The organism is Stenotrophomonas sp. YJH_SMC_25 (genome assembly GCF_059369595.1).
Genome location: NZ_JCAFSV010000001.1, coordinates 15318 through 36757, shown reverse-complemented (window position 1 = coordinate 36757; position 21440 = coordinate 15318). Strand labels below are relative to the sequence as shown.

Here is a 21440-nt window from a genome sequence, read left to right as displayed (position 1 = left end):
CACGAACGATCATGGACGCCGAAGTGTCACCCCTCGCCCTCGTCTCCAGCGATTTCCTGCGCTATCAGTACGAAGTGCTGGGTATTGCCGAGTACATGACCTCGCCGGAGGTGACGGAGATCTGCATCAACCGTCCTGGCGAGCTGTACCTGGAAACCCGGGCCGGGTGGCAGCGTGTGGATGTGCCGGGCTTGACCTTCGAGCGGGCCCGGCAGTTCTGCACCGCTGTGGTGAACGAGAGCAACACCGGCCAGCGCATCACCGATGCCGATCCGGTCGTGTCGCTCACGTTCCCCACCGGCCAGCGCGCGCAGTTCGTGATTCCGCCGGCATGTGACGCCGGCAAGGTTTCGATCACCATCCGTCTGCCGTCCAAGCACACCAAGTCGCTCAGCCAGTATCACGAAGATGGATTCTTCAATCAGATCCTGGAAAGCGATGGCAGCATCAGCGAGCAGGATCGCGAGCTGCTGGAGCTGCGCCATTCGCGCGAGTACGCCGAGTTCTTCCGGCGTGCGGTGATGTACCGCAAGAACATCGTGGTGTCCGGCGCGACCGGTAGCGGCAAGACCACCTTCATGAAGGCGCTGGTCAATCATATTCCGGACAACGAGCGTCTGGTCACGATTGAGGACGCGCGCGAGCTGTTTCTGACCCAACCCAATGTGGTGCACCTCCTGTACTCCAAGGGCGGCCAGAGCACCAGCAATGTCAGCGCAAAGAGTTGCATGGAAGCCTGCCTGCGCATGAAGCCCGAGCGCATCATCCTCGCGGAGCTGCGTGGTGATGAGGCGTTCTACTTCATCCGCAACTGCGCATCGGGCCATCCGGGCTCGATCACCAGTTGCCATGCCGGTAGCCCGGAGCAGACCTGGGACCAGCTGGCATTGATGGTGAAGGCCTCCGCCGAAGGTTCGGGCCTGGAGTTCAATGTGATCAAGCGACTGTTGATGATGACCATCGACATCGTTGTGCATATCAAGGCGCACGCCGGTTCGCGCTACATCACCGGTATCGATTTCAATCCCGGGCGAGCCCAGGGGCAGGAGGGCTGAGGGATGCTGCCAGGACTTGAAATGATGGCGTGCCCGGAGATGGCGGTGTCGATGGACGTGATGCAGCACGTCATCAATGTTGAATCGTCGCGCAACCCTTATGCCATCGGCGTGGTGGGTGGCGCGCTGGCGCGACAGCCCAAGGCGCTGGACGAGGCGCTGGCTACCGTGCGCATGCTGGAGGAGAAGGGCTACAACTTCTCCATCGGGTTGGCTCAAGTCAACCGCTACAACCTTGGTAAGTACGGGCTGGACTCGTATGAGAAGGCGTTCCAGCAGTGCCCGAACCTGCAGGCTGGCTCGCGCATCCTGGCCGAGTGCTACAGGCGCTCCGGTGGTGACTGGGGCAAGTCGTTCAGCTGCTACTACTCCGGCAACTTCGAGACCGGCTTCCGCCATGGCTATGTGCAGAAGGTCTACGACTCGATCCGTCGCGGCCAGCAGGTCGCCAGCAACGGCGTTGCGCCGATCGATGTGGTCAGCCGCGGCGAGCGCCGCAGCGTGAAGGTCGAGCACCATCCTCAGCTCGCCTCTCCGGCGCAGGCGCGGATCGTCGCCCAGGCCAGTAACCCGGTGTACGTACCGTCTGAAGATCCGGCGCGAGCCTACGTCGTATACCCCTCCACCGGCGCGATGGCGCGTAGCAGCTTGCTGAACATCGCTGACCAGGCACTTTCCAAGGTAGTGCTGGGTTCGGTGGACCGGATGATGCAGCCGCAGGCGCAGCCGGTCCAAGGCGGCACATATCCACAGCAGCAGAGCGCAGGCATTCCGCAGCAGCTGCCGCGGCAGGGAGCCCCGCAGGGGATGGCCATGCCGCAGCAGTTGCCGGGTGCTGCGGGCGCCAGCAGCGAGGGCCCTGTGATGCTTCGGCCCTGGAACGAACGCAACCAGCCGGTGGCCGGTAGCGGCAATGCCTACAACGTGCCGGTGCAGGCTCCACCGGTGCAGCAGATTCCCGCAGGGGATGCGGCCTTCGTGTTCTGACGAAGTCGTGGTTCGGCCCGGCAACCGCCAGGCCATTCAGTTGTGTTAGTCCATCAACAAGGAAATCAATCCATGAAGCGATCCAATCTCGACCTCGTCCAGGCCCAGCGCACGCTGAAGACCCTGCTGATGGCCACTCTCTTCGTTGGTGCAGTGTTTGCTCCGCAGGCATTCGCCACAGGCTCGACCGACTTTGGTGGCACCGACGACAAGGTCTGCGGCTTCTTCAACAACATCAAGGGCCTGTTGAATATCGCCTCGATTGCAGTTGTCACCATCGCGGTGATCTTCGCTGGCTACCAGATTGCGTTTGCGCACAAGCGCATCGCCGACGTCGCGCCGATTCTGATTGGTGGTGTGCTGATCGGCGCCGCCGGCCAGATCGCCCGTATGCTGCTCGGTGACGGCAGCGACGGCAAGTGCGGCGGCAGCGGCACCACCTACTACCTGATCAACAACGCCATCCAGTACTACAGTGCATAAGAACGTCCTGTTCCGCGGCTGCACCCGCCCGGCGATGTTTCTGGGCGTGCCCTACCTGCCATTCTTCCTGGTGGCGGGTGGGTTGTTGCTGCTGAGCATGTATACGAACTTCTGGTTCCTGCTCACCATTCCCGTGGCGGTTTTCATCATGCGGCAGATGGCCAAGCGTGACGAAATGATCTTCCGGCTGATGGGCCTGCGCCTGATGTTCAAGCTGCGGGTACGCAACGTGCGCGAGCATGATGGTATGTGGGTGTTCAACCCGAATCACTACCGTGACAAGCCGGCCCGAATGGATTGAGGTCCGGTGGCGGCCTGGCGGGCCTTTGCGCCCGCCGGGTCCTTTGAAACTTCTTGGCAATACCTCTTTGGAAGCAGTCGTATGTTCAGCCCTGACACCTCCATCAGTGAGTTCATCCCGTTGTCGTCACATGTTGCTCCGAACGTGGTCAAGACCACGGGCGGCGACTATCTGCTGACCTGGCATCTGGAAGGGCTGCCGTTCGTCGGCCGCGAGGAATGGGAGCTCGAGCATCGTCACAACACCTTCAATCGCCTGCTGCAGACGCTACGTGCGCCCGACTTCGTCAACGTTGCCTTCTGGGTGCACGACATCCGTCGTCGCCGCACGCTGAAAGGAAAGAGCCACTACAAGCAGCGCTTCAACCAGGATGTGTCCGACCAGTACATGGGCATGCTGTCCTCGCAGCGCATCATGCAGAATGAGCTGTACCTGACGATGATCTATCGTCCGGTGGTGGCGGGCAAACGCTTCGTGGAGAAGTCTGCGAACGTGGACAAGCTGCGCGCCGAGCAGGAGCAGGCTGTCGAGAAGCTGATGGAGCTGGCCGGCAACGTCGAGGCGGTTATCCGCGACTACGCGCCGTACCGGCTCGGCATGTACGAAGCCAAGAACGGCGTGGTGTTTTCCGAAACGCTGGAGCTGTTCGGCTACCTGATCAACCGCATCGATGAGCCGGTGCCGGTACTGTCGGCGCCAGTGAAAGACTATCTTCCGGTCAGCCGGCACATGTTCTCGGCCAAGACCGGCGATTTCGTGATCAATACGCCCAATGGCGTCAATCATTTCGGCGCGATCCTGAATATCAAGGAATATGCCGAGGGGACCTATCCGGGCATCCTCAATGGTCTGAAGTACCTGGACTACGAGTACGTCATCACCCATTCGTTCAGCCCGATGGGGCGCCAGGACGCCTTGAAGGTGCTGGATCGGACCAAGGGCATGATGATCTCCTCGGGCGACAAGGCGGTCAGCCAGATCGTTGAACTCGATCAGGCGATGGATCAGCTGTCATCCGGCAATTTCGTGCTGGGTGAGTACCACTTCATCATGGCGGTCTACGGCGATAGCCAGGCGAAGCTTTCGCAGAACGTGGCCTCGACCCGCGCCGAACTGTCCAATGCTGGATTCGTGTCGACAAAGGAAGACCTCGCGGTCACCTCGTCCTTCTACTCGCAGCTGCCGGGCAACTGGCGCTACCGTACGCGTTTGGCCAATGTCAGCTCGCTGAATTTCCTGGGCCTGTCACCGCTGCACAACTTCGCCACCGGCAAGCAGCACAACAACCCGTGGGGCGACTGCGTGACCACGCTGCAGACCACCAACGGCCAGCCGTACTATTTCAATTTCCACGCTACCCATCCATCCGAGAATTCACTGGGTGAGAAGGCGATCGCCAACACCATGGTGATCGGCAAGTCCGGTACCGGTAAGACCGCGCTGATCAACTTCCTGCTCAGTCAGGTGCAGAAGTACGAGCCGTCACCGACCATCTTCTTCTTCGACAAGGACCGTGGTGCGGAGATCTTCGTGCGTGCCTGCGGTGGCAATTATCTGGCCCTGGAGAACGGTGCGCCGACCGGCTTCAACCCGTTCCAGTGCGAGAACAACGAAGCGAACGTGCAGTTCCTGGCCGACCTGATCAAGGTGCTGGCCGGCAAGCGCGAGTACAGCGCCCGCGAGGAAGAGGACATCTACCGTGCGGTGGAGAGCATGCTCGATACGCCGATGCATCTGCGCAGCATGACCAACTTCCAGAAGAGCCTGCCCAACATGGGCGACGACGGCCTCTATGCGCGCATGCGCCGTTGGACTTCGGGCAATTCGCTGGGTTGGGTCTTCGACAATCCGATCGATACGGTGGATCTGAGTAAGGCCAACATCATCGGCTTCGACTACACCGACATCATCGACAATCCCGAAGTGCGCGTGCCGGTCATCAATTACCTGCTGCACCGCCTGGAATCGCTGATCGACGGTCGACCGCTGATCTATGTAATGGACGAATTCTGGAAGATCCTGGACGGCGAGGGTGGCCTGAAGGAGTTCGCGAAGAACAAGCAGAAGACCATCCGTAAGCAGAACGGCCTGGGCATCTTCGCCACGCAGAGCCCGGAAGACGCGCTGAAGAGTGATATCTCCGCTGCCCTGATCGAGCAGACCGCCACGCTCATCCTGCTGCCGAACCCGAACGCCAGCAAGAGCGACTACATGGACGGCCTGAAGTTGACCGAGGCGGAGTTCAAGGTGGTCACGGCACTGGACGAGCGCTCGCGCTGCTTCCTGGTCAAGCAGGGTCATGCTTCCAGTGTCTGCCAGCTCAACCTGCGTGGCATGGACGACATTCTTTCAGTGATTTCGGCCTCGACCGACAATATCGACATCATGCATCGGGTGTTGCAGACGGCCGCCGTTCGCGCGCGCGTAACAGTGGACGAGCTCAGCCCGGAGCAGTGGCTGGAAGAGTTCTATAGGAATCGGAAAGGCTCGGGGAAAACCGCAGTCAGCCGCGATGAGGTCGCCTGAACAAGGCGCCTTCGCGGAGTGAAGGAGAAGACAATGGAGATGATCATGAAGAACGCGTCGATGAATGCCATCACCGGAAAGCGTGGCCTCCTGCGATCGCGCCTTGCGGCGTTGACGCTGGGGGTGGCGTTGTCGCTGGGCGGTGTGTCCTCTGTAAATGCAATCCCTGTGTATGACGGTGCCAATTGGCTCCAGGCCATGCTGGATCGCATTTCCAATGGCATCGAATTCGGTGAGAACGCCAAGCGCTGGAGTGAAATGCTCAACCAGGTGCGCGAAGCAATCATCGATGTTCAGAGCATTTTCAAGTCGTTCGGTCTTCCGCCAGGCGCCATCCTGACGCGTGTGCCGGATGATTACATGGTGACCGAGGCCTGTGGCAATGGCGGAAGTGGCGATCCCGTGGACATGCTGTTCTCGTACTTTGTCTTCAACCCAAAGGGTGACGTCAAGCAGCAGCAGCGTCAGATCTGCGTCAATATCCGGATGATGCAGAATCGCAAGTACAACGATTCAGTTGACTTCATTCAGCAGACAATCCCGCAGATGGACGATCTGATCACGAAGATCAACGCGAACCGCAAGCGCGACAACCGCGCGGGTACTGTGACCGGCGTTGACAGTGATTCGTTGCGGACGGCCAACGAGCTGGCGGTGCAGTCGCAGTCCTGGCAGGCGCGGATGAAGGCTTACGACGCGTACATCGAGGTCATGGAAGCCAACCAGAAGATCGTTGCCCAGGCGGCATTGAAGGGTGATCCAACGGCGATTCGCCTGGCAAGTGATCTGGTAAAGACTGTTTCGCTCAAGGCCGCGTTGAGCATCAAATAACCGCGTCAACCGGGCACATTGACGCTGCATCGCATTGCGGCGACTAGAGCGGTAGCGGAACTACCAAGGGATTGTGGAAATGTCGATCAGCTCGATTTTCAATTTCAATTTTTCAGGCGGGTTGCAGGATCTTCTGGGTTACGCGGTGCGTATCCAGTCGATCGGCGATTTCGTGTTCTTCCGCCTGATCCTGGACTTCCTGCACGATCGTATCGGGAAGTTTGGCATCGAACTGATGGGCAACATGATGAAGTGGGTTGGCGCCATGGCCCTCATTCTCATGACCCTGTGGGTGCTGATTCAGGGCTATCGAATTGTCACCGGCCGAAGCCGTGACTCGATGATGGTGCTTGTTACCAACATGGCTCGCGCTGCGCTGATTGTCAGTGTCGCTACCAGCATGGCGATGTTCGGTACCAATCTGCAGAAGTTCCTGACCAGTGACGTCAAAGGTGTCATCACCCATGTCGTGACTGGCAAGGATGAAAAGCCTGAGGACCAGATCGACAAGAGCTTGGCCTGGATGCAGGTGGCATTGTCGAGCATTGATGCCATCAAGGTGTTGGACGATCCGGGGTTGCAGGCCGACAAGACCCGCGCACAGTGGTTCATCGGATTGGGCGCCGGCGGTCCTGCAGTCACGGCAGGCTCGATGCTGCTGCTGTACGAAGTCGCGATGGCGCTGTTCATCGGGCTAGGGCCCTTGTTCATACTGTGCCTGCTGTTTGAACAGACCAAGCAGCTGTTCCAGAAGTGGCTGTTCTACGGCATAGGCACCATGTTCTCGATGGCGGTGCTTGCGGCCATGGTGTCGATTGCATTGGACATGGTGATCCGGGTATCGGCATCGTTCTGGACGACTGCGCTGGTAAATCGTTACCTGCTTGATGGCGCCTCCAGCGACGGCATGACCAGCCAGGCGATGCAGCAGGGCGGCATGGGACTGATCCTGACGACGCTGATCCTGACTGCGCCCCCAATGGCCGCGATGTTCTTCCAGGGCACGCTGGGGGGCTTCATGGCATATTCGCAGATAGGTGGTAGCCCTGCGGCGGCGCCTGGTCCGAATGGACAGCCGCCGGGCAGCTATACACCTGCGCAGACAATAAATACGGCAACGCATCAGCACGCTCCCGTTGCTCAGGCGGCTGGTGGTCGGAAAATAGATGACGGCGGATCGAGCAGTGGAGTTGGCCCGGGGACATATGGAAAGTTCTCAGGCTAGCAACTTCCCTCCAAGGGCATTGCCCGGTAGTTTCTTGGGAGTTTTTTTGCATGAGTCGAGTTCTTCTTCTGGCGGTTGTATTCTTCTTGGCCCCGCTTACAGCTCTGGCGGAAGGGCGGTGCCCGCCAGGGCAATACCCTGTGGGTAGTGAGCAAGGAGTGCTGGGTTGTGCTCCAATCCCTGGAGGGGCTGCGGGGACGGGTGAAACATCTGCTCCTGTGCCAACTGGGAAGTGGGAAACTCGTTGGGGTGCGGTTGCTGAAGATCGGGAGGCTGAGCCGGGTAGTCCGATGTCTACTGGGGCTGTAATAGGCCAGAAGTCGAAGCGGGCCGCAGAGGCGATGGCGCTTGAGCGATGTGAACGAAGTGGTGGGAAAAAGTGCTACGTTCGAATGGCCTACTACAATCAGTGTGCTGCAATAGCGGACGTTGTTCTTAGTGGGAGTATGGTCGCCGGAAAGTCAACTGCAGTAAGTGCAGAGACTTTGGAGAAGGCCAAGAGCTTGGCTTTGACTCAGTGTTCCACCCTCAATACGGGGGCGACTTGCGAGATTGCCTATTCCGCCTGCAGCATGTCTGAGTTCAAGTCATTCCGCTGATGTGAGGTCTAGCGGCAATAGAGCTCTGCCGCTCGTTGCAATTTTCCGTGATTTCTCGCGGGCTCGATACCGCTCCGGTTCGAGCTGGCATTGATGTTCTCTGGTGGGTTTTGCCACCGTCTACTCCGTGCCTGCTGTTCGAGCAGACCAAGCAGTTGTTCCAACGTTGGCTGTTCTACGGCATTGGCACGATGTTCTCCATGGCCGTACTTGCAGCGATGGTTTCCATCGCACTGGACATGGTGGTACGTGTGGCGGCCACTTTCTGGACCACAGCGCTGGTGCAGGAATTCATCCTCAAGGAAAGCATGTCCGACGGCATGACCAGCCAGGCAATGCAGCAGTGAGGCATGGGCCTGATCCTCACCGCGTTGATCCTGACTACACCCCCAATGGCAGCGATGTTCTTCCAGGGTACCCTGGGCACCTTCATGGCATATTCGCAGATAGGCGATGGTGCAAGTGCCTCGCCGAGTGCCGATGGTCGTCCGCCGGGCATGTCGGCTCCGCCGCCGGCGGCTCCGGAGTCGTCTTCTGGCTCAAACTCCCATGGTCAGCAGTCGGCGATGGGGAAGATGTTTGATGGACCGGAGGCCCGGGTTCAGCGGTTCCCGGTCAGCGTGGTGCGGCAAATCCGAGTCATGGAAACTAGAGATTCAGTTGATGAACGTAAGCGCCTCTCTAAAGCATCTGTGCTTGTCCCTGATCCTACTGGGCTCTGTGCACGTCAGTTCGGCGTTCGCTGAAGGGCGCTGCCCTCCGGGTCAGTACCCGATTGGCGACCAAGGCGTTGGTGGCTGCGCACCCATACCCGGCGCGGCTCAGAGCGCCCCGCAGGAGAATCCCGGGTACTGGGTCAAGACATGGGGTGCTGTCGCCAGCTCGCCTGGAGGAGATGCAGGTTCGGCCACTGGGCATCAGGCCAAGGCTTCGGCAGAGCGCCAAGCGGTCGAGCGATGCCGGCAGGGCGGAGCTACCGACTGCACAGTCGTTTTTACCTACTACAACCAGTGCTATGCGGTTGTCCGGGCTGCACGACCGGACAATGGCATGAGATTCAACACCGGCGCGACGAAAGAACAGGCGCAGGAGCGGGCAATCAAGGACTGCAAGGATTTGGGAAGTCAGGCTTGCTCCGTTTTCCATTCTGACTGTACCAAGCCGTTCTTCCAGCAAGACTGATCGGTTGTGACATCACACGGAGATTCAAGGCAATGGCCGACTTCAAATCTCTGCGTGGTGATTCAGCTTTCGTGATTTCTGCTCTGCTGTTCGCTGCATTACTTGTTGCCAGCAACGCCAGTGCCGAGGGCCGATGCCCGTCCGGCCAGTACCCCATCGGCGATCAAGGGGTTGGTGGGTGCGCCCCGATTCCTGGGGCAGGGGTAACTGCCCGCGAACCCGGGCCCGCGGGTCAGTGGCATAAGACGTGGGGGGCAATTGCGTCGTCCGACGCGACCGCAGATGCCGGTGTTGCGACGGGCCGGCCGAGCAAGGAGAACGCGGAGCAGTTTGCTCTGGCAGACTACGGTAGGCGCGGTGCTTCCGATTGCCGAGTCATCTACACGTATAGAAACCAGTGCGTTGCATGGTAGGTTCCCAATAGCCAGGGCGGGGCTTCCCGCGCCGGTTTTGCCAGCGCCAAGGACTCCGCCGAAGCGCGGAAGTTTGCCCAGCAGTCGTGCGTCGACACCGATGGAAAGGCGTGTCAGGTTGCATACGAGGACTGTACGAAGCCGGTCTATGAGTCATTCTGACCCGTTGATCGGATTGTCGGACTGGTATTCAGCGCAACTCGCGATGGCGGCGGAAAGCTTCATGTGTTTGGGCGCAGCTCCGTTTGTTCTCTTGGCTCCAGCATCGACAGTGGGCAACGATCGTCCGCTCAGGTCATCCCACCCCTCACAATGGGCAGCAAAGGAATGGGTCTCCCCATGAAACGAAACCACCTCGCTTTTCTCCCGTGCCTGCTGATTGCAGGCCTGCTGCCGTTCACCGCGCTTGCCGAAGGCAATTGCCCGCAGGGCATGTATCCCATCGGTGGCCAGGGTGTACAGGGTTGTGCGCCCATTCCGGTGAGCAGCTCAGGCTCCCCGTACAACAATCGCCCCAACTGGGCGCAGACCGTGCGTGGCGTGGCGATGGATGCCCGCGGCGACACCTTCATCAGCAACTCGATGCGCTCGCGGGGCAAGGCCAAGCGTGCATCCATGAAGGAGTGCAAGGAGTTCGGGAAAGGCGAATGTACGTTGGCGACCCTGTTCCAGGCGCAATGCGTGGCGGTCGCCCACGCGGGCCTGGGCACTGAAACCACCAGCGTCGCCACCGCCATGTCCGAACAGGGAGCGGTCATTGTCGCGATGCAGCAATGCAACGCGAAGGCGGCATGGAAGCAGCTGCCGCAGGGACAATGCGGGATCGCCAGAACGGCCTGCACGGCGGATCTGTTCATTAGGTAAGGCGCCATTCACGCTAAGCCCCGTTTTCTGTGATCAATTCCGCTTTTCGATTTCCTCGCACTTCGACGCGGCAGAACGCCTCGCGGTAAGCTCCCCACGCGTCATGAAAATGACGCGCCAGTGCCGCCGAATGCAGGGGTTCTTCCGTCCAATGAGGACGCTGTCAGCCCCTGCGTCGGGTGACGCTCGCCATCATCGCGGTCTTGCCGTACGCAAGGCTATGATTCCTGTCCGCGCAGGCGCGGATAAGCCGGAACGCGTTCCGGCTGGGCAGGGAGGCGGGTATCGGCATGACCACATTGAAGGAGTGGGAGGGGATGGAAGACAGGGTTGGCGCACACATGGACGATGCCCTGGCATTTGTTCCGTCCGGTGCGAACCTGCTGGAAGCCGTAAGGGGCGAACTCAACGGCGATGGCATCGAGTATCAGCTGCTGGTCATCGACCAGCCGACGCCGGAAGGGCTGGTGCCCGGCCAGCACGGGCCAAACCGGGTGCTGCTGTTGCTGCGCGGTGATGGGCGCGGGCGCTGGCAGCTGGCCGCGCGCAACGACAAGCTGGTGCCGTGTTCCACCCGAGGTGGCCTGGCCGGCGACCCTTTTGCGTATGCAATGGTCGAGAAGGGCACCTTCAGCGTGATCACCAACGGCGGTAGCCGCGAGCGCTGGAGCAGCACCTACCGGTTCCGCTATGCGCCCGCGGACAAGGCCTGCTGGGTTGACGGGGTGAGACGCAAGGTCGTGGATATCGAGACCGAAGCGACCAACATCCGGGATTACTCGGCGGCGGAGCTGGGCAGGGTGAGGTTCGAGGACTTCGACCCATCCAGTGTTGCCGAGGTGTCGCTTCCATGAGCCAAGCTCCAACCGGCGGAAGGGAATCCGCGCTGATGAAGATTCAGGAGTTGCACTGTGTCGACCGATAGAGAGTCGCAGCTGTTGCGACAGGCGACCAAAGCCGGCATCGACTCCCCGCTTGAACTGGCCAATTTCATGGCCCAGGCAGGGCACGAGTCGCGCGGCTTGAGCCGGCTCAACGAGAGCTTCAACTTCACCCGGGGAATCTCGCAGATCCCGGTGGAGGCTGCGTGGCGCAATGGCAACGCCGCGTTGGAGAGCGCCCGCCAGGAAGCGCTGCGTGGTCGCCCGGAAAACCTGGCTGAGTTGATGTACGGCGGGCGCATGGGCAACGACGCGCCTGGTGACGCGCTGAAGTACCACGGCCGCGGCTATCTGCCATTGGTCGGCAAGGAGAATTACGAGCGTGCCGGCAAGGCGCTGGATCTGGACCTGGTGAATCAACCGGAGCTGGCAGCGCAGCCCGAGCACGCAGGCCGTATTGCCGTATGGCAGTGGCAGACACGGGTGCCGGAGGGGGCGCGCCATGATGTGCGAGAAGCAACTTATGCGCTCAACGGCGCGCTCAATGGCATCGAGGCGCGCCGGCAACGATTTGAGGTCTGGCAGCAGAAGTTGACGCCGGACGTGATGGCGCGACTGGATCGCGGCGAAGTCGGTGCGCCGGCGCAGACCGTTGCACGCGACATGTCGCATGCCGGTGAGCCCGGCAACGCATTGTTCGAGGATGCGCGCCAGCACCTGCGGCAGATGGGGCCGCAAAGTGGACTGCGCAGTGCACAGGAGCTCGACAATACCGCTGGCGCATTGGCGCTGGGGGCGCAGAAGGCCGGCCTGTCGCGCATCGATCATCTGCTGGCGGGCAACGACGGCCGTACGCTGTTTGCAGTGCAGGGCGCGCTGGGTGATCCGGCCATGCTGCGTGCGTCTGTTGACCGGGAGCAGGCCTCCCAGCAGTCACTGGCGCAGAGCAGCCAGCAGTTGGCGGCCAGCGTTGCGCAGCAGGATCCGACGGCCGCGCTCGCCCGCGAGCAGGAGCAGCGTTCTCGATCCCTGTAGCACTTGGTGCCGGCGGGCAGGGTGCCCGCCGTTGTTTTGCGTACGACGCGTGGCGCCCTGTGGCGCCGACATGGAAACCCACCCGTAAGGACACCACATGCGAATCGTTCCCTTGAATGCCCTGCAGGCCGCTGCCCGCTGCAATGCATCCGCGCGCCGCCTGCCGCCGCTCTGGCTGCTGTCACTTGGACTTGCCGCAGCCTCGGCACAGGCTCAGGAGACAGCGCCGCCGGTCGCGGAAACGCACGCCACGGCACAGGCGATCGCTGATGCGCCTGCAGGGACGGCACCGCCTGCCACCGTCGAGCGAACCGTTCCGGCGGTAGCACCCGCACCGCCCGCATTGGCCATCGTTCCATTGCCGCCAGAGCGGGCGACCGAGCGGGCGCTCGGTGCGCGCTGCCCGGTGGATCTGGCCGGGCGACTGGCGACCCAGGGCGACCTGCTGACCGGCGCCTGCCAGGGCACCATGCCGGCGCATCTGGCCGCTCTGCTGGTCGCGCTGCCCGAGCAGGACATCCACCTGCCGCGCAACTGGCGCGAGCGAGAGGTACAGCAGAAGGCCTGGTTCAAGGCGGTGCCTGGGTACGGCCAGCGACCGGACTTCATCGTGCGGATGGGCGACGTCTGGGTGCGCTCGCTGGAAGGGCGCGACGCCGACAGCACGTTCTACCTGGTGTCCGCGCCGTTCACCTGCAGTGACCAGGTCGCCAACCGCGATGAGTTCAGCGCGGAGCCGGTACGTGTGCCAGCGGGTAGCTGCCGCGAGGCCTATGTGGGCCAGCGTGTGTACCAGGTGCGTGGCGATGCGCCGCCGAGGGATGTTACCGCCGAGGCGATGCCGGTCATGCCACAGGTGACCGAGGCGGATCGCGCACGCCAGCTGGCGCGTGGGGGCAGGATCACGCTGGATCACAGCAAGCTGCAGTTCGGGCCGGCCATGCGTTGGTTCGTGCAGTATCCGGAGACGGTGCCGAAGGGTGGGGCGCGTGCGTTCAGTGACTGGAACCGCGAGCATCTTGCCTTCGTGGTCTGGACCGGCGATCGCTTCGAGTTGCGCGACAAGGTCCCGCGCAGCCAGTGGCCGTGTGATCCGGTCGCGCCGGGCGATCGCGCCTGCGGCGGCTTCCCGGATTCCGGGCCGGATCTGTTCGTGACCGCCAGTGCATCTGCGCCGGTCGCGGCCACCAGCCCCTGAGTCACGGTGCTGAGGCGGGAGCCGGAATGACCGGCTCCCGCGCTGTCCATCAGGCCTGCAGGCTGCGGGTCTGATGCTGCTGCTGTTCCAGCTGTTGGTCGCGCTCCAGCGCAAGGCGCTGGCCTGCAGCCTGCTGGTCGATGCGCTGGCTGCTCTGTTCCAGCGGCGTGTTCATCGCCACTGCCGTATCCACCGACACGCGAAGGTGGGCGGGGTCACCGCCCTGGCCCTGCACGGCGAAGCTGCGCGAGGCATCGGCGTTCATCACCACTTCGTCGATGCGCTTGCCGCCTGCAGCGTGCATCTCCGCCGCCAGGCTGCCCGCCAGCTGCGTACTCATCACGTCCGGCACGCGGCCAACGCGCACGTCATGTGCGTGCACGCCGCGGATCGCGTCGTTGAACAGCGGGTTACCCAGGTGGTTGGCATCGTCCATGCGCAGCATGCTGGTGTGATGGCCATTCTTCTCCGCTTCGCGGCGTGCCGGTTCACCGGGCTGCAGCGGGCCGCGGATGTGGTCGTACAGATCGATGGCGCCGCCCGGGATGCCGCGTGCAGCGCGGGTGACGCCGCGACGCAGTGACTCGACGTCGTCGCGATACTCCTCGATCATCTTGGCGTTGTCTTTCGCCAGCTTCTGCGTTTCCGGGTGCTTCAGCACCGAGCCTTCGTTGAGGAAGTTGCCCAGCTTGTGCGCACCGAACGAGCTGGTGGCCGCGATGATCGGGCGGTCCGGAATCAGATCACGCAGGGCGTGATTGCTGAAGCCGTTTGCCGCGAGCGTCTTGATCTCGTCGGGCTTGGCATAGATGCGTACCTGGCCGAAATGCGGTGACGCGGCGCTGACCGGATCGGAGGCCATGACGTGGTTGATCATGGTGTTGCCGCCTTCCGGAATGCGATAGCTTAGGCTGACCGCGCCGTAGGCATTGAAGGTTTCGCCCTTGACGTTGAAGTGGTGCGAGGTGATCTGGGCAAGAGCGCCGCCGAGGGAGTGACCGGTGACGGTGACCTGGGGCGCGGGCACACCGTTCAAGCGGGATTGAAGCGCGGCGCCTTCGAGCGTCCTCTGTGTCAAAGCAATCGCGTCAGGCGCCTGCACGTTGGTGCGCGCAACCACCATGCCGCCGTCGGTCAGAATCGCATCGCGAGCGATCTGCTCGGTGCCACGATGCGCAATGACGATCTCTTTGGTGTCTACGCGCTGATAGACGGTGCCCTGATAGCCGTTGAGACGATTGTTGACATGCTCAAGTATCTTGTACTCATGGCCGTTTAACGTGACTTTTTCTTCTTGGCCGGGTTCACGTCGGCCGACGGCCCGATCCTTGTAGGCGTCATTGGATAACGCGGCGTAGTCCTGAGAGGTGATGGTCACGGCGCGAACTCACTTGCGGAGAGGGTGATCGTAAACAGCTTGTCCTGCAGATCAGCGGCGTAGTTGCTGCGATCGGGCTCGCCACTGGCTGGGAAGTTGGGAACGCGATCTGCCTTCGGATAGACCAGATCCGGATAGTAGAGCGTATGGGCGCCACCTTCGGTCAGCGGCTTGGCGTCGACGAAGGTGAGGAAGCGGGTCTCTTCTTCGGCACCCGTCGCCTTCAGCATTGCCCCGGCACCGGTGAACTCCCACTTGCAGACGCCACGACCGTAGTAGTCCTCATCCAGCATGCGGTCCACATATAGCGTGCCGCGGTACTCGCCCTCAGCGACCTTGCGCAGCTCCACCGGTTCCTGGCTGGTGATGCGCGCGGCGGTACCGGTGGCCGGCTCGATGTGGCCGCACTGATCCTCGTTGGTGACGTCGTACTGCGCTACGCCCTTGACCAGTGCGAAGTCGCCGGGTGCATCCTTCAGGCGCAATACCAGTTCATAGGCCTTGCGCGGGGTGGGGTTGAGCTTGGCGAGGCCGCGCCCGCCCTGGGCGACATCGGCTTCAGCAGCGGCACGTTCCTGGTTCATGGCGGTCTCCGGGTTGCAGGCGGTCAATAGAAGCAGAGCAAGGCACGGAATCATCTTGTGGCGCAATGTCGGCCTCCTTGGGGGTAGGGGTTGTTGAACTGGCAGCTCATGGCACGAGCTTCTGCACAGTGGTGGTGGTTGAGAACAGCGCGTCGCGCAGATCTTCGCTGTACCCCGACGGATCTTCCTCGCCACTGGTGCCAAAGTTGGCGACAGTGTCGGCGCGCGGATAGATAAGGTTTGGGTAATAAAGCGTAAGAGGTGAGTCGCTCTCCATGCGCTCCTTGTCGACGAACGTAAGGAATCGCGTATCCGCCTCGCCGGTCGTAGCGCGCAACATCGCACCGACACCCGTCAACGTCCAATGGCAGACGCCACGCCCGTAGTAATCCTCGTCCTGCATGCGGTCGAGGTAGAACGTACCGCGGTATTCGTTCTCGTCGACCTTGTGTAGTTCCACCAACTCCTGGCTGGTGATACGGCTGGCGGTACCGGTCGCCCACAGGACCCGGCCGCAGTCCCTGTGGTTGCTGACGTCGTACTGGGCAACGCCCTCGACCACCGCGAAGGGACCGGGGGCATCCTTCAGGGTCAGTACCAGCTCGTAGCCCTGCTGCGGTGACGGGTTGAGCTTGGCCAGGCCGCGTCCACCTGCGGCAACGTCACGCTCTGCGTCCGCGTAAGGCGAGCAGGCCGTCAGCGCCATCAAGAGGCCCATCGGTACCAGGTGGCGTCCATCGCGTGTCGGCGTGGCTACATCCATGGCGGCATCCTGCATCGTGCGTCCGTGTCCATATATCCTTCCCTGGTGACAGGTTTATCGATTATGGAGTGTTCTGGAAACCTGGCGCCAGCTACGGCAAGGTGTCGGTGACGGAATTTTGACGCATTCAGCGTTCGGCAGCGTCGCCGAATCGATTGCGGCACAGGCGATTCGGGGTTGACCAGGCGATCGCGCTTCGCGTTCGACATTTCGCCGCCAATTTGTGACAACGGTCGCCTATTCACGCGACTCTCACGCAAGCGAGCATTACGCCATGAACTACACCATCCGTGCCGAAGCCATTGATGATCACGCCACCCTCCATGCGCTCACCGAGGCCGCATTCCGGAACGCTGCGCACAGCAGCCATACCGAGCAGTTCATCGTCGACGCCCTGCGCGCGCGCGGGGAGCTGAGCGTTTCGCTGGTGGCCGAGATGGACGGGAAGGTGATCGGCCATGTGGCGGTGTCGCCGGTGACGATCAGCGATGGCAGCACGGGCTGGTTTGGCCTGGGGCCGATTTCGGTATTGCCCGCCTGGCAGGGGCAGGGCATCGGTGCGGCCCTGATGCATGCCGCACTTGAAGCACTGCGTCAGCAGGGCGCACATGGCTGTGTATTGCTGGGCGAGCCCGCCTATTACGGTCGCTTCGGCTTCTGTGCCGAGCCGGGCCTGGTGCTGCCGGGTGTGCCGCCGGAGTACTTCCAGGCACTTTGCCTGCAGCCTCCGTTGGCACAGGGCGAAGTGCAGTACTCACCGGCCTTCGAGGCGACGGCTTGATCCGGGCCTGGCACGTTTCTGCTCAGGGCGCGCGCCAGACGGTCGGTTCGGGTTGCGGCTTCGGAATGCGGTAACCGCCGATGTGTTCAAGCAGTTCATTGGTACGGCGCTGCTCGACCAGTACTTCACGCAGCAGGTTGCGCACGGCGAAGATGGCGAACGGCACCAGGATCCAGACCAGGCTGATGCCCAGCGCAAACAGGGTCAACAGGGCTTTTGCACCATCCATGCGGCATTCCTTGGTCGAAAGCAGCCACGCTAGCACGTGGCTGCTGCCGACGGATGTCAGCCGTTGTGCCGAAGGTGGATCAGCGGATACGGACGGCCTTGCGAATCCAGCGGTGAACGTCCGGTTTCGACGAAGCCCATGCGCAGGTAGAAGCCGACGGCCTGTGCGTTCTGTTCGTTGACGTCAGTACTCAGCTGCGGATGCTGGGTCAGAGCATGCTTCAGCAGTTGCCGGCCGATGCCGGTGCCACGTACGTCCGGATCGATGAACAGCGCTTCCATGTGCGTGCCATCGATCAGCATGAAGCCCAGCGGCCGATCCTGCGCATCGACAGCAACGGTCATCGGCGCCTGCGGCAGGAAACCGGCGACTTCGGCATCGATGGCCTGGCGGTCTTCGGCACTGAGGAAGTCGTGGGTGGCGTCGACGGCGCGGCGCCAGAGGTCGACAAGAGCGGCGCCGTCGTCGGCGCGAGAGGGGCGGAGGGTGGTCATGGGTTCGCCAAGGTGCTTGCAAAGAGTGCGTAGTATGGCGCGTCCCGATCCAGCGCGCAGATGTGGATTCATCCGGCGTTGCGATGGCGGATGAAGGGGCTGTAGGTAGTGGCCTCCGCGCGCAGCACAACGCCGTCCTCGAAATCGCTGCTGTCGTTGAAGGGCACGGTGGTCCACTGCGGCCATTGCGCCAGGCGTTCGCGGTAGTGGTGGGTTGCTGCAGCCAGTGCCTCGTCGTGGGCCTGCACACGCTCCGGTGCCAGCCCGGAACGCACGCCGTGCACGACGTGCGGTTCCATCACGTCGAAGCCGACGTAGCGCAGGCTGTACATCAAGGGCCACAGCAGCAACCGGGTATCTCCCTCGCGGCCGTCCATTGCGCAGGCCCGTGCCGATGAGCCGGTGGTGACGCTCAGCAACGCACGCTTGCCGCGCATCGCTCCGTGCTCGTGACGCAGGCGGCTGTTGTACATCGGCCCGTACACCAGTACGCGGTCCAGCCAGCCCTTCAGGATGGCCGGCGCCGCGAACCACCACAGCGGGAACTGCAGGATCAGCAGGTCTGCGGCCCGCAGCAGTTGCAGGTGACGTTGCACATCGACGGGCAGCTGGCCCTGCTCGGCGCTGTGCCGCTGTTCGCGTTGGGCGTCGAAGTGGCCGGGATGCAGGCGATGCGGATGGTGGTCAGCCGCTTCCAGCGGATCGAAGCCCTCCGCATACAGGTCGACCACGTCCACCTGCAGCGCGTCATGCCGCAGCTGCTCGGCGGCCTGAGCGGCCAGATGTGCATTGAAGGAGCGGGGCTCGGGGTGGGCAAGCAGGATCAGGGCGCGCATGGGGCGAGGTGTTCGAGGAGTGTGCGACCATCCTCGCGGTGCCGGCATGCGCCGGCAATTACGCACCTTGAGGTAACCATGGCCTTTCCCGGGGATGTCTATGCCGCCGACTGTTCGGCACGCGATGCGCTTGCACTGATTTCAGGCAAGTGGGTGATGCTGCTGCTGCCGGCCTTGGCCCAGGGCCCGGTTCGCAACGTCGCGTTGCTGCGGAAGATCGAAGGCATCTCGCAGAAGGTGCTGACCCAGACCCTGCGCCAGCTGGAGCGCAATGGGCTGGTCGAGCGGTGTGACCGGGGCAGCAAGCCACTGCATGTGGAGTACCGCCTGACCGAGGTCGCGCGCGGCCTGGTCGAGACGCTGTCCGCCCTGGATCGCTGGGCCGAGCACAACTTCCCGGCGCTCGATGCGGCCCGCGAGCGCTTCGACGCGCGCTAGCGGCGCCTGCACGGTCCCGAGCGTACAATGCGCCCCCGGCGGCCATCCTGGCCCAGTTGAAAAGCGAGAACCGCCATGACCGATGTCCTGGGTGTACCGGTGCACGACGCCGATGAACACTGGATGCGCCATGCACTGGCCCTGGCCGAGCGCGCGCAGCGTGAGTTCGACGAGATTCCGGTCGGGGCGGTGCTGGTGGGCGCCGACGGCCAGCTGCTGGGCGAGGGCTGGAACCTCAACATCGCCTCGCACGACCCCAGTGCGCATGCCGAGATCGTGGCCATGCGGGCCGGTGGAAAGCTGCTCGCCAACCATCGCCTGCTTGGCAGCACGCTGTACGTGACCTTGGAGCCGTGCGCGATGTGCGCGATGGCGATCGTGCATGCGCGCGTTTCGCGCCTGGTCTACGGCGCCAGCGACCCCAAGACCGGTGCGTGCGGCAGCGTGTTCGACCTGCTCGGCGATGCCCGCCACAACCACCGGGTCGAGATCCACGGCGGGGTGCTGGCCAAGGAAGCCAGTACGCGCCTGACCAATTATTTCCGCGCCAAGCGTGGCAAGCCGCCGCTGCTGCTGGAAGACCACGTCGGCGAGGGCTGAGGGGCGAACGGGTATGATGGGCGCCTCTTTCCTTCACCGGTAGGCCGCGCGCCTGCCCAGCAACGAGGCGACACAATGGCGGACACCGGCGCGGCCAACGAACGACTGATCTGGATCGACCTGGAAATGACCGGGTTGGACACCGACAACGATTCGATCATCGAGATCGCCACCGTGGTCACCGACGCCCAGCTGAACGTACTGGCCGAAGGTCCGGAATTCGCCATCCATCATCCGCTGGAAACGCTGGAGGCGATGGACGAGTGGAACCGCAACCAGCATCGTCGTTCGGGCCTGTGGCAGCGCGTGGTGGACAGCACCACCACCCTCGGCCAGGCCGAGGCGCAGACGGTAAACTTCCTGGCGCAGTGGATCCCGGCCGGCCTTTCGCCGATGTGCGGCAACTCGATCTGCCAGGATCGCCGCTTCCTGCACCGCCAGATGCCGCGCCTGGAGAAGTACTTCCATTACCGCAACCTGGACGTGTCCACAGTGAAGGAACTGGCCAAGCGCTGGGCGCCGAGCGTGGCCGCCGGCGTCGGCAAGAACAGCAACCACACCGCGCTGAGCGACGTTCACGACTCGATCGCCGAGCTGCGCCATTACCGCCAGTTCATGGGCGCGCTGTCGGGTCTGCCCACGGCCTGAACAACAACGCCGGGCATGGCCCGGCGCGACCGGGTGACACGCGAACTGGTAGTGCCGGCCGCTGGCCGGCAAGGCGTCGGGGCCGAACCCCTTTCCCGCGGCAAGGGCTCTGACCCCTCTGTCGTGCCTCGCGACGAACCGTTCAACTCCCTGGCGCTAAGATCGGCGCCATGAACGAGCCCATCCTGCTCCCCCGCGACATTGCCCACGACGCCCGCGACTGGTCCGACCTGCAGCGGGCGGTGGCCCTGCTGGAAGCGCCGACCCTCACCGCGCGCATGGCCAATCTGGTCGGCACGCCGCTGGAGTTCGCGGTGAAGGCGCTGCCCAAGGCGGTCTCCGGTCGCATACACGGTGCGGTGCAGGCGGCACTGTCCAAGTCCGCACAGGCGGCGCTGTGGAGCATGGACAACTCGCCCGGCAAGGGAGCGTCGACCCGTTGGCACAAGCTGGCGGCAGCCACCTCGGGCGCGGTCGGCGGTGCCTTTGGTTTCGCGGCCTTGTTCATCGAACTTCCGGTGTCGACCACCATCATGATGCGCGCCGTGGCCGACGTGGCCCGCAGCGAGGGCTTCGACCTGTCCGAGTTCAGCACCCGGCAGGCGTGCCTGGAGGTGTTCGCGCTCGGTGGCAACTCGCCGCGCGACGACGCCAGCGAGACCGGCTACTACCTGGCCCGAGGCTTCACCACCGACGTGATGCGGCATCTTTCGGCCGAACTGGCTGGGCGTGTGGTGACCGGCCGCGACCTGACTCTGGGCGTGGCACCGAAAGAAGCTGGAAAGCTGCTGGCGAAGATGGTGGAAAAGGTGGCGGCGCGCTTCGGCGTGGTGGTCACTGAGAAATTCGCCGCACAGGCGGTGCCGATCGTCGGTGCTGCTGCGGGTGCAACACTGAATACCATGTTCACCGACTACTACCAGGACATGGCGCGCGGCCACTTCATCGTGCGCCGGCTGGAGCGCAAGTACGGTGAGGATGTGGTGCGCGCCTGCTATGACCGCGTGGCGCATGGTGCGGTAAGGATCGAGCCAAGGCTGGAGTAGAGCCACGCCATGCGTGGATGAGCCCTCGTGGCGGGTGATCCTTGCCTCGAGGGAACAATTGTT

The 21440-nt window shown here is 62.7% G+C and carries 27 protein-coding genes; 21 read left to right on the top strand and 6 right to left on the bottom strand.

Annotated elements, in window-relative coordinates; all coding sequences use genetic code 11:
• Nucleotides 1-11: 11 nt before the first annotated feature.
• The 16 genes from virB11 to AC5P7E_RS00140 all read left to right on the top strand — a co-directional run bounded on the left by virB11 (nt 12) and on the right by AC5P7E_RS00140 (nt 13580).
• On the top strand, nt 12-1055 hold the full coding sequence (virB11, locus tag AC5P7E_RS00215) for a P-type DNA transfer ATPase VirB11 (protein WP_005410122.1): 1044 nt from the start codon (nt 12-14) through the stop codon (nt 1053-1055).
• Between the two features lie 3 nt (nt 1056-1058).
• Nucleotides 1059-2042 (top strand): lytic transglycosylase domain-containing protein, encoded by a 984-nt coding sequence (locus tag AC5P7E_RS00210; RefSeq protein ID WP_005410121.1) that lies wholly within the window; start codon nt 1059-1061, stop codon nt 2040-2042.
• A gap of 72 nt (nt 2043-2114) precedes the next feature.
• The gene (locus AC5P7E_RS00205) at nt 2115-2525 is read left to right on the top strand and encodes a TrbC/VirB2 family protein (RefSeq protein WP_005410120.1); all 411 of its coding nucleotides are present in this window, start codon (nt 2115-2117) and stop codon (nt 2523-2525) included.
• The gene (locus AC5P7E_RS00200) at nt 2518-2826 is read left to right on the top strand and encodes a VirB3 family type IV secretion system protein (protein WP_005410119.1); all 309 of its coding nucleotides are present in this window, start codon (nt 2518-2520) and stop codon (nt 2824-2826) included. Before AC5P7E_RS00205 ends, AC5P7E_RS00200 begins: the two co-directional genes overlap by 8 nt.
• Nucleotides 2827-2907: 81 nt before the next feature.
• Nucleotides 2908-5352, top strand: a complete 2445-nt coding sequence (locus AC5P7E_RS00195) for a VirB4 family type IV secretion/conjugal transfer ATPase (RefSeq protein WP_114619113.1) — start codon at nt 2908-2910, stop codon at nt 5350-5352.
• A 45-nt stretch (nt 5353-5397) separates the two neighbouring features.
• Entirely contained in the window at nt 5398-6183 is a 786-nt protein-coding gene (locus AC5P7E_RS00190) for a hypothetical protein (protein ID WP_231347432.1), read from the top strand.
• A 79-nt stretch (nt 6184-6262) separates the two neighbouring features.
• Nucleotides 6263-7408, top strand: a complete 1146-nt coding sequence (locus tag AC5P7E_RS00185; RefSeq protein WP_114619114.1) for a TrbL/VirB6 family protein — start codon at nt 6263-6265, stop codon at nt 7406-7408.
• Nucleotides 7409-7458: 50 nt separating this feature from the next.
• Nucleotides 7459-8007, top strand: a complete 549-nt coding sequence (locus tag AC5P7E_RS00180; protein ID WP_114619115.1) for a DUF4189 domain-containing protein — start codon at nt 7459-7461, stop codon at nt 8005-8007.
• A 35-nt stretch (nt 8008-8042) separates the two neighbouring features.
• Entirely contained in the window at nt 8043-8354 is a 312-nt protein-coding gene (locus AC5P7E_RS00175; RefSeq protein ID WP_321573237.1) for a type IV secretion system protein, read from the top strand.
• A 3-nt stretch (nt 8355-8357) separates the two neighbouring features.
• The gene (locus AC5P7E_RS00170) at nt 8358-8753 is read left to right on the top strand and encodes a hypothetical protein (protein WP_321573238.1); all 396 of its coding nucleotides are present in this window, start codon (nt 8358-8360) and stop codon (nt 8751-8753) included.
• Nucleotides 8671-9189 carry a DUF4189 domain-containing protein gene (locus AC5P7E_RS00165; protein WP_043034651.1) on the top strand — a complete coding sequence of 173 codons (519 nt, stop codon included), beginning with the start codon at nt 8671-8673 and terminating at the stop codon, nt 9187-9189. The genes AC5P7E_RS00170 and AC5P7E_RS00165 overlap by 83 nt, the downstream gene beginning before the upstream one ends.
• A 32-nt stretch (nt 9190-9221) precedes the next feature.
• Entirely contained in the window at nt 9222-9602 is a 381-nt protein-coding gene (locus AC5P7E_RS00160) for a DUF4189 domain-containing protein (protein WP_077684470.1), read from the top strand.
• 327 nt (nt 9603-9929) lie between these two features.
• On the top strand, nt 9930-10466 hold the full coding sequence (locus tag AC5P7E_RS00155) for a DUF4189 domain-containing protein (RefSeq protein ID WP_231347433.1): 537 nt from the start codon (nt 9930-9932) through the stop codon (nt 10464-10466).
• Nucleotides 10467-10783: 317 nt separating this feature from the next.
• Nucleotides 10784-11320: a hypothetical protein gene (locus AC5P7E_RS00150; protein WP_005410114.1), complete on the top strand. Its 537-nt coding sequence runs from the start codon at nt 10784-10786 to the stop codon at nt 11318-11320.
• 57 nt (nt 11321-11377) lie between these two features.
• Nucleotides 11378-12382, top strand: a complete 1005-nt coding sequence (locus tag AC5P7E_RS00145; RefSeq protein WP_012480631.1) for an XVIPCD domain-containing protein — start codon at nt 11378-11380, stop codon at nt 12380-12382.
• 97 nt (nt 12383-12479) lie between these two features.
• Nucleotides 12480-13580, top strand: a complete 1101-nt coding sequence (locus tag AC5P7E_RS00140) for a hypothetical protein (RefSeq protein ID WP_049396619.1) — start codon at nt 12480-12482, stop codon at nt 13578-13580.
• A 49-nt stretch (nt 13581-13629) separates the two neighbouring features.
• On the opposite strand, the gene AC5P7E_RS00135 is transcribed toward AC5P7E_RS00140, so the two are convergent.
• From AC5P7E_RS00135 to AC5P7E_RS00125, 3 genes are read right to left on the bottom strand one after another with little or no spacing between them, the layout of a single operon-like run.
• Nucleotides 13630-14958: an XVIPCD domain-containing protein gene (locus AC5P7E_RS00135; RefSeq protein WP_005410111.1), complete on the bottom strand. Its 1329-nt coding sequence runs from the start codon at nt 14956-14958 to the stop codon at nt 13630-13632.
• A complete protein-coding gene (locus AC5P7E_RS00130) occupies nt 14955-15608 on the bottom strand; it encodes a hypothetical protein (RefSeq protein ID WP_114619118.1) in 654 nt (217 codons plus the stop codon). Before AC5P7E_RS00130 ends, AC5P7E_RS00135 begins: the two co-directional genes overlap by 4 nt.
• 40 nt (nt 15609-15648) lie before the next feature.
• A complete protein-coding gene (locus tag AC5P7E_RS00125; protein ID WP_005410109.1) occupies nt 15649-16305 on the bottom strand; it encodes a hypothetical protein in 657 nt (218 codons plus the stop codon).
• Between the two features lie 274 nt (nt 16306-16579).
• Here AC5P7E_RS00125 and AC5P7E_RS00120 point away from each other — a divergent pair, with 274 nt between their 5' ends.
• Nucleotides 16580-17086, top strand: a complete 507-nt coding sequence (locus AC5P7E_RS00120) for a GNAT family N-acetyltransferase (RefSeq protein ID WP_024958431.1) — start codon at nt 16580-16582, stop codon at nt 17084-17086.
• Nucleotides 17087-17108: 22 nt separating this feature from the next.
• On the opposite strand, the gene AC5P7E_RS00115 is transcribed toward AC5P7E_RS00120, so the two are convergent.
• From AC5P7E_RS00115 to AC5P7E_RS00105, 3 genes are all read right to left on the bottom strand, one after another.
• Nucleotides 17109-17315, bottom strand: coding sequence for a hypothetical protein (locus tag AC5P7E_RS00115; RefSeq protein WP_005410107.1), 207 nt, complete (start codon nt 17313-17315; stop codon nt 17109-17111).
• 56 nt (nt 17316-17371) lie between these two features.
• Nucleotides 17372-17809: an acetyltransferase gene (locus tag AC5P7E_RS00110; RefSeq protein WP_099473701.1), complete on the bottom strand. Its 438-nt coding sequence runs from the start codon at nt 17807-17809 to the stop codon at nt 17372-17374.
• A gap of 68 nt (nt 17810-17877) precedes the next feature.
• Entirely contained in the window at nt 17878-18645 is a 768-nt protein-coding gene (locus tag AC5P7E_RS00105; protein ID WP_114619119.1) for an NAD(P)H-dependent oxidoreductase, read from the bottom strand.
• Nucleotides 18646-18723: 78 nt separating this feature from the next.
• Here AC5P7E_RS00105 and AC5P7E_RS00100 point away from each other — a divergent pair, with 78 nt between their 5' ends.
• The 4 genes from AC5P7E_RS00100 to AC5P7E_RS00085 all read left to right on the top strand — a co-directional run bounded on the left by AC5P7E_RS00100 (nt 18724) and on the right by AC5P7E_RS00085 (nt 21377).
• Complete coding sequence (locus AC5P7E_RS00100; RefSeq protein WP_495222813.1) at nt 18724-19083, top strand: winged helix-turn-helix transcriptional regulator; 360 nt, start codon at nt 18724-18726, stop codon at nt 19081-19083.
• Between the two features lie 75 nt (nt 19084-19158).
• Complete coding sequence (gene tadA, locus AC5P7E_RS00095; RefSeq protein WP_005410103.1) at nt 19159-19683, top strand: tRNA adenosine(34) deaminase TadA; 525 nt, start codon at nt 19159-19161, stop codon at nt 19681-19683.
• A 75-nt stretch (nt 19684-19758) separates the two neighbouring features.
• A complete protein-coding gene (gene orn / locus AC5P7E_RS00090; RefSeq protein WP_005413827.1) occupies nt 19759-20331 on the top strand; it encodes an oligoribonuclease in 573 nt (190 codons plus the stop codon).
• Between the two features lie 170 nt (nt 20332-20501).
• Entirely contained in the window at nt 20502-21377 is an 876-nt protein-coding gene (locus AC5P7E_RS00085; RefSeq protein WP_005413826.1) for an EcsC family protein, read from the top strand.
• The last annotated feature ends 63 nt before the right edge of the window (nt 21378-21440 follow it).

Coding starts and splice junctions, on each gene's coding strand:
- AC5P7E_RS00115 (WP_005410107.1), bottom strand. CDS start 17,315: ATGGATGGTGCAAAAGCCCTGTTGACCCTGTTTGCGCTGGGCATCAGC.
- virB11 (WP_005410122.1), top strand. CDS start 12: ATGGACGCCGAAGTGTCACCCCTCGCCCTCGTCTCCAGCGATTTCCTG.
- AC5P7E_RS00190 (WP_231347432.1), top strand. CDS start 5,398: ATGAAGAACGCGTCGATGAATGCCATCACCGGAAAGCGTGGCCTCCTG.
- AC5P7E_RS00125 (WP_005410109.1), bottom strand. CDS start 16,305: ATGGATGTAGCCACGCCGACACGCGATGGACGCCACCTGGTACCGATG.
- AC5P7E_RS00155 (WP_231347433.1), top strand. CDS start 9,930: ATGGGTCTCCCCATGAAACGAAACCACCTCGCTTTTCTCCCGTGCCTG.
- AC5P7E_RS00170 (WP_321573238.1), top strand. CDS start 8,358: ATGGGCCTGATCCTCACCGCGTTGATCCTGACTACACCCCCAATGGCA.
- AC5P7E_RS00210 (WP_005410121.1), top strand. CDS start 1,059: ATGCTGCCAGGACTTGAAATGATGGCGTGCCCGGAGATGGCGGTGTCG.
- orn (WP_005413827.1), top strand. CDS start 19,759: ATGGCGGACACCGGCGCGGCCAACGAACGACTGATCTGGATCGACCTG.
- AC5P7E_RS00105 (WP_114619119.1), bottom strand. CDS start 18,645: ATGCGCGCCCTGATCCTGCTTGCCCACCCCGAGCCCCGCTCCTTCAAT.
- AC5P7E_RS00100 (WP_495222813.1), top strand. CDS start 18,724: ATGGCCTTTCCCGGGGATGTCTATGCCGCCGACTGTTCGGCACGCGAT.
- AC5P7E_RS00110 (WP_099473701.1), bottom strand. CDS start 17,809: ATGACCACCCTCCGCCCCTCTCGCGCCGACGACGGCGCCGCTCTTGTC.
- AC5P7E_RS00140 (WP_049396619.1), top strand. CDS start 12,480: ATGCGAATCGTTCCCTTGAATGCCCTGCAGGCCGCTGCCCGCTGCAAT.
- AC5P7E_RS00180 (WP_114619115.1), top strand. CDS start 7,459: ATGAGTCGAGTTCTTCTTCTGGCGGTTGTATTCTTCTTGGCCCCGCTT.
- AC5P7E_RS00160 (WP_077684470.1), top strand. CDS start 9,222: ATGGCCGACTTCAAATCTCTGCGTGGTGATTCAGCTTTCGTGATTTCT.
- AC5P7E_RS00185 (WP_114619114.1), top strand. CDS start 6,263: ATGTCGATCAGCTCGATTTTCAATTTCAATTTTTCAGGCGGGTTGCAG.
- AC5P7E_RS00120 (WP_024958431.1), top strand. CDS start 16,580: ATGAACTACACCATCCGTGCCGAAGCCATTGATGATCACGCCACCCTC.
- AC5P7E_RS00085 (WP_005413826.1), top strand. CDS start 20,502: ATGAACGAGCCCATCCTGCTCCCCCGCGACATTGCCCACGACGCCCGC.
- AC5P7E_RS00165 (WP_043034651.1), top strand. CDS start 8,671: ATGAACGTAAGCGCCTCTCTAAAGCATCTGTGCTTGTCCCTGATCCTA.
- AC5P7E_RS00205 (WP_005410120.1), top strand. CDS start 2,115: ATGAAGCGATCCAATCTCGACCTCGTCCAGGCCCAGCGCACGCTGAAG.
- AC5P7E_RS00195 (WP_114619113.1), top strand. CDS start 2,908: ATGTTCAGCCCTGACACCTCCATCAGTGAGTTCATCCCGTTGTCGTCA.
- tadA (WP_005410103.1), top strand. CDS start 19,159: ATGACCGATGTCCTGGGTGTACCGGTGCACGACGCCGATGAACACTGG.
- AC5P7E_RS00150 (WP_005410114.1), top strand. CDS start 10,784: ATGGAAGACAGGGTTGGCGCACACATGGACGATGCCCTGGCATTTGTT.